Origin of the sequence: Thermogemmatispora sp., assembly GCF_019683755.1 — a bacterium.
Classification (GTDB): Bacteria; Chloroflexota; Ktedonobacteria; order Ktedonobacterales; family Ktedonobacteraceae; genus Thermogemmatispora.
The window spans coordinates 1-6395 of sequence record NZ_JADGHT010000274.1; the positions used below are offsets into that span (position 1 = coordinate 1).

At 55.6% G+C, this 6395-nt stretch carries 3 protein-coding genes; 2 read left to right on the forward strand and 1 reads right to left on the reverse strand.

Annotation, left to right across the window (positions count from 1 at the left end; genetic code table 11):
• On the reverse strand, positions 1-1145 hold a 1145-nt coding region (locus IRZ24_RS15345), incomplete at its 3' end, for an acyl-CoA dehydrogenase family protein (protein WP_297165791.1).
• Positions 1146-1607: 462 nt separating this feature from the next.
• Here IRZ24_RS15345 and IRZ24_RS15350 point away from each other — a divergent pair.
• Together IRZ24_RS15350 and IRZ24_RS15355 are read left to right on the forward strand one after the other, a co-directional pair.
• Complete coding sequence (locus tag IRZ24_RS15350; RefSeq protein WP_297165794.1) at positions 1608-3467, forward strand: phospholipid carrier-dependent glycosyltransferase; 1860 nt, start codon at positions 1608-1610, stop codon at positions 3465-3467.
• A 335-nt stretch (positions 3468-3802) separates the two neighbouring features.
• Positions 3803-6190 (forward strand): DUF2298 domain-containing protein, encoded by a 2388-nt coding sequence (locus IRZ24_RS15355; protein WP_297165797.1) that lies wholly within the window; start codon positions 3803-3805, stop codon positions 6188-6190.
• Positions 6191-6395 lie beyond the last annotated feature (205 nt).

Sequence of the window (6395 nt, forward strand, 5' to 3'; positions counted from 1 at the left end):
TGCCCGTAGCGGTCAACTCGCTCCAGGACCGCGGTCGTTTCGAAGGCTAGCGCTGCACAACCCTCGACTTCCAGGAGCAGATCGACCAATTGACGCCGCATTAACGGATGGTCACAGAGACGGCGCCCAAAGACGATGCGTCCTTGCGTATGTACCGTTGCTTCCAGTAGACTGCGCCGCATGGCAGCTAAGGAGCCGATGGCCGCCCAGAGGCGCGTCAGGTTGATCATCTCGGTCATCTGGATAAAGCCACGCTCTAAGACGCCGACCTGATAGGCGAAAGCGCCCTCCAGGGTGACCTCGCCTGTGGCCAGGGAACGAGTACCCAGCTTCTCCTTTAGGCGGTTGATCATGTAGGCGTTACGTCTCCCGTCCGGGAGGCGCCGGGGTACCAGAAAGAGACCCAGGCCCCGGGTTCCCGCTGGGGCTCCACTGGGGCGGGCCAGTGTAAGAATCAAATCGGCAGAGACATTGGAGCAGAACCATTTCTCTCCCCAAAGCTGCCACTGGGGCCAAGGCTCTGTCTCTGCTACCTTGTGCGCATCAGTCTGGCGGCGAGCAACGGTTGCCGTTTGGCCGACGTCTGAGCCGCCCTGTCTCTCGGTAAGGAACATGGCTCCTTGCTGAAGCTCATCCAGAGTGAGAGCCGTTAAATGCGGCAGGAAGCGCTGCTTGAGAGCTGGATCACCGTAGCGTTCCAGGACACGGGCCAGAGCATCTGTCATGGAGACGGGGCAGAAGACCCCCGCTTCGGCTTGCATGCCTAGGTAGGCCAGGGCAAATTTGACTGGCTGTGGTACGCGTCCTGACCAGCCTAGGGCATCCTCGCGGTGAGTGCAAGCGGCAATGGCGAAATCCTGATAGACGATGCGCTCAAGTTCATGATAGGCCGGATGAAAGATGATCTCGTCGATACGTTGACCGCGCCGGTCATACTGGCGCAATACGGGTCCGTGGCGATCGGCAATGGCGGCCAGCTCATCCATGCGTTCGGAGGCGACAGCTCCCATGCGCAGAAGCAGTGGGTGAGCGCGCTCGTAGTCATCAGGGGAGAGATGACGCTTCAGCAACTGTTCTAGTGTGGGATCAGCTTGATAGAAATTTATGCCCTCGGTGCCAGGCATGAGACTCTGTGCGTCCAGCATGGGCACTCATGGCCTCCTTTCTGCTTCGTTGCTCGTGATGATGGGCTGCTCCTGTTTGTCTCACTTCCACTTACCGGCCTGGTGACCGTATATAGGGCAGTGTAACATATCTTGAGCTTGGGCGTGAGCTTAAGCTGTGCCTGTTGCCTGACTGCTGTGGCTATGGTATGCTTTAGTGAGAGGAGAGCAGCCAGGCTGCTATTTTGCGGAAGGAGTCCGACCATGTTGACTACTTTTCCCCTTCAGGTTCCTCGGCTTCCTGGGCGGCCCCGTGATTGGCGGTCAGAGCGAGTGGCCTTCTGGATCCCGCTACATTCCAGACGACTTGGTCTCTTGACCACCGCAGGCAATCCTCCTATACTAAAGGCCACAACCGCGCGAAAAAGAGGATTGCTGGCTACTATAGCCAGTGGTGGCGATAGATAGATCATTTCTGTTAGAGAAAGACGACAGAGGCGCGCCGTGAAGCTTGTTATTCGCTGGCGTCCACTCGTGCTGATCGCCTTGACGATCCTGGGTCTGGCCCTCCGCCTCTATGGTTTGAATTGGGATGCCGGTAACAATTTCCATCCCGATGAGCGAGAGATTCTCTTTCACGTCGTGGCGATTGCCTGGCCTACGAGCTGGTCCCAATTTCTGGACGCTGCTCATTCTCCACTGAATCCTCAGTTCTTTGCTTACGGCTCATTTCCGATCTATTTGTTAGCCGCTGTAGGTGCTGTTCTCAAACACTTCTTTCCCTCTCTGGGAAGCTTTGCGCATCTCACGCTGGTGGGCCGCGTGATCTCCGCCCTCTTCGACAGTGGAACGATTGCGCTCACAGCTCTGCTAGCGCTCTTGCTCGTCGAGGATGAGCAACCTGGCCGTCCTCGTGCTTGGATCGTGGCCCTGCTGGCTGCGGCTTTCGTCCTATTTACTCCTTTGCAATTACAGCTTTCGCATTTTTACGCGGTCGATACGATTCTGGTCTTCTTTATTACCTTCACTGTGCTGGCGTGTGTGGCTCTGGTCAAAAGTGAACGCCCTTTGCGCTGGGCGCTCTTGGCGGGTCTCGGCTATGGGCTAGCGCTGGCAACAAAGTTTAGTGCGGCTCCCTTGATCGTTCCTCTAGGATTGGCCTGTGGATTGCGCTGGTGGCGTCAAGGTTCTCTCGCTGGATGGGAGTTGCTTCCGCTCTCGCTGATCACGAGTGGGTTGGTCTTCTTTGTTGCCATGCCCTATGCCTTCCTTGATGCACGTGATTTTATCGAGCAGGTTTCTTTTCAGGGAGATCTTGCCCGCGGCTTGATTGATCTGCCCTATGTACGCCAGTTCGCTGGCACGATCCCCTATCTCTACGAGCTGCAGAATATGGTCCTCTGGGGCCAGGGCGTGACATTAGGCCTGGCTTCTCTCCTTGGCTTCCTTTGGCTTTGTGGCTCTCTGCTCTTACGGCGCCGGCTGTCGGCTTGGCTTGTCCCACTTTCCTGGATCGTGGTCTACGGAGTCATTACGGGCGGTTTCTATGTCAAGTTTATGCGTTATATGTTGCCGCTCTATCCCTTCCTGGCACTGTTGGCCGCGCTGGTGGGGCTGCAGGCTCAAGATTGGTTGCGGCAATGGTTGACTGGCACTTTCAGGGAGGCTCAAGAGCAAGTCAGAGTTGGCCGCGAGCGCCTGGCTCTTCTCATTGGCTATGGACTCCTGGGTATCGTTTTGGCTGGCACGATCTTTCAGGGATTGGCTCTGCTGAATGTCTATAGTGAACCAAATACTCGAATAATGGCTTCGCGCTGGATCTATAGTCATTTACCCCCTGGTAGCGTGTTAACTTATGAGCAGTGGGATGATCCTTTGCCTGTTCCTGTTGATGGTCATGATCCGGGCATCTATCGTCAGGCAACTTACCTGAATGCTGCTGGCCAGCCTCAAACTGGTCTGGATCTTTATGGCGATGATACGCCACAGAAGGCTTGTACGCTCGCCAAGCTTTTACCGACTGTCGATGCGATTACTATGCCTACTGATCGTCTCGATAAATCGATCCCTCGTTTGCCCGCGCGCTATCCGCTAACGATTCGCTATTATCAGCTCCTGTTTAGTGGACAGTTGGGTTTTCACCTGGCTGCTCAGTTCGTGGTGCGTCCGCATCTTTTTGGGATTACGCTTGATGACAGTGGAGCTGACGAGAGCTATTCGGTCTTCGATCACCCGGTGGCCCGTATCTTTGTGCGGGATACGCCCTATCCTTACACGCCGCCGCAGCTCTTTGAAAAGCTCGTTGCTGGAGTGCCCTGGCCTCAGCCTGTCAATGCGTCGAGCTGCTCATTCTCAGCTCCTTAAGAAGGAGCGCCGCTCACGGGACAGAATAGGGGGTAGATTCGTTGGTAATTGGAGGTAGGCGCTGGGAGGTAGGCGCTGGGAGACAGCAGAGGGTCAGATGAGATGCAGTGAGAGGGCAGGAAATACCGGCTCCCGGCTAGCCGCTAGCTAGCAGAGGCGCCTCTCTGGCCTACCATGCTGTTCATCCGCTTGCCATTGAAAGGCGTATCCTGATCATGATCCGTGATTAAGGGACCTTGACCCTCTGGTGATGGATCAGGCGCGTGGGTGGCTGCTGCGAGGTGGCTTCTTTTCAGGAGCTGAGAAAACTGTGTTGGTACTGGTTGAGTGTTCCTATGCTTGATTTGCTCTTAATGTGGGCGTTGGTAGAGCTACTGGGCCTGCTCTGCCTGCCACTGACTGTGAGTGTGTTGCGCAATCTCCCCGACCGTGGTTGGGCCTTTAGCAAGGCGCTGGCGCTGGCCCTCTTCGCCTTCTGTGTGTGGCTACCTTTGATGTGTGTTCACTCCTGGCCATTTAGCCGCGCCTTTATCGGTGGGGTCCTCGTAGTTCTCCTGATCCCTGCTCTCGCTGGCCTGCTATCTACGCGCGCGACTCTCTTCAAGCTGTTACGGGCGAATGCAGGCTACCTTGCCAGTTGCGAGCTAGTCTTTTTGGGAATGGTGTTTCTGCTCGGCTGGATTCGCTCTTATGGTCCTGATATCCGCGGTTTTGAGATGTTTATGGATGAGGGCTTTATTGCCGCCATTATGCGCAGCCCTCATTTACCGCCAAATGATATGTGGTATGCCGGCTACTCGATCAACTATTATTACTATGCCCACTTTACGATCGTGGTGCTGGCGAAGCTGTTAGGACAGTCTCCCTCTATCGCTTTTAACACGGGGATTTGTATCTTTTTCGGCTTGACAGCGGTCAATCTCTTCGGTGTGACCTGCAATATTGTGGCCTGGGCCAGGCATGTCCGCGCTGGCGGCTTCCCGCCAGACGATGGACGTGTCGAGGCTCCTGCCCGCGCTTTCCCGCGCTTAACGACGGCTATTCCTTATGGCCTGTTGACGATGGCGCTCGGCCTAATTCTGGGTAACCTGGCTGCGACGCAGCAGTGGTGGCGTGATCACGGCGATCTCACTCAATTTGATTGGTTTGCTCCTTCGCGAGTGGTGGATAAGACGATCAATGAGTTCCCAGCCTTCAGCTTCTTGCTTTCGTGCTTTCATGCTCATGTCCTGGCTCTGGCGTTCACTATTCTGGCTATTGCTTTAGCTTTCAATCTCTTGCTGGAGCGCGATGGCCGGGGGATCTTCATCTTTGGCCGTGGCTGGCGCCTGCCATTGACGCTGGGAACAATGGCCCTGGTAATCGGCGCGCTCTTTACAATGAACGGTTGGGATTATCCAACCTATCTTGGCTTGGCCCTGGTCTGTATAGCTCTGCAGCAGTGGCTGCTCCATAAACGCCGTTTCGAGGGAGCACTGCTGGTGGATATTGCCGCCGCGGCGGTCCCGCTGATCATTCTCTCCTTGGCTTTCTATTTGCCTTTCTATTTGAGCTTTGTTTCGCCTTCCCAGGGTCTCGGAGTCGTTGGCCCTGCCGATCGCTCGTCTCCTGGTCAGGAGATTCTGATCTATGGCCTGTTTGCTTTCCTCTTTGTCTCTCTGTTGGTGGCTTGTGTGGTCAGATTGCCTGCTTTTGCTGAGGAGGAGGGAAAAGAGAGCGCTGTCGCAGATGAGGGGCAGCCGTCAGCCTCTCCGAGCTGGCTTGGATGGCTGGTACGCTTCAGTGGCCAGTGGCTGAGCTTCTGGGTAATTGCTCTGCTGGGCCTGGTGGCTCTCCTGCTGATGCGCAATAGTGGAACGTTTGTGGCGGCGGGCGCTTTGGCGGCGGTCGGGGGTGTGCTGGTGCTCTCTCATCTACGTGATCGGGCACTGGCTTTCACTCTCCTGCTTGGCTCGTTGGCTTTTGCTCTGGTGGCCGGCTGCGAGGTCTTCTATCTGCGCGATGTCTTCGCTGACAGCTACCCGCGTATGAACACAGTCTTTAAATTTTATTTCCAGTCTTGGGCTCAGCTATCGATCGCTTGTGGCGCGGCGCTCTTCTTTATCTTGGAGGCGCTGCGGCCCGGAGAGATGGTGACTTCGCTGCAGCGCTTCTTGCAGGAGGGCCTACAGGTAGTCTGGACCGCAGCTCTCTGCCTCTTGTTGCTAGCTGGCGCTGTGTATCCAGTGGCCGGCAGCTATGCCCGTACGGACCATTTTGCGCAGCGCAGCAATAGTCTGGATGGCCTGACCTATCTTTCTCAGACTGATCCTGGCGATTATGCTGCGATCCGCTGGCTCAATACGCATGTGAGCGGCGACCCTGTGATTGTGGAGGCTGTCGGCCCAGACTATAGTGATTACGCCCGCGTTTCGGCTTTCACAGGCTTGCCAACAATTATGGGCTGGGTTGGCCACGAGTATCAGTGGCGTGTCAATTGGTTGAATAATCTGACTTATGCTGCTGATTTTAATCGGCGGGCTAGCGATGTGGCGACCATCTATACTAGTTCTCAGGCCGAGGCGGTCCGCTCTCTCCTGGCTCTTTATCATGTGACCTATGTCTACGTTGGGCCATTGGAGTTGGCCAAGTATCAGACGATCAACTTGAGTCGCTTTTCGTCTTTCCTGCATGTTGTTTATTCTGCCAAGGGTGTGACCATCTATAAGGTCGGCTTGTCTTAAACGTGGCTGCTGTCTTTGCGGTAAAGGTTTGCTGAGGAGTTTGGGCCTTGAGTTTGAAGAGGTTTGAGCATCAGCCTGTCGATAGTCAACAGAATCAGAGCGAGCTACTCGTTGATCCTGCTAGTGAGCAGGTCAGCTCAGTTGAGCAGAGGAGCGAGATTGCTCCTGCTCAGCAGCGCCAATCGAGGCGAGGTCAGAGACTGTC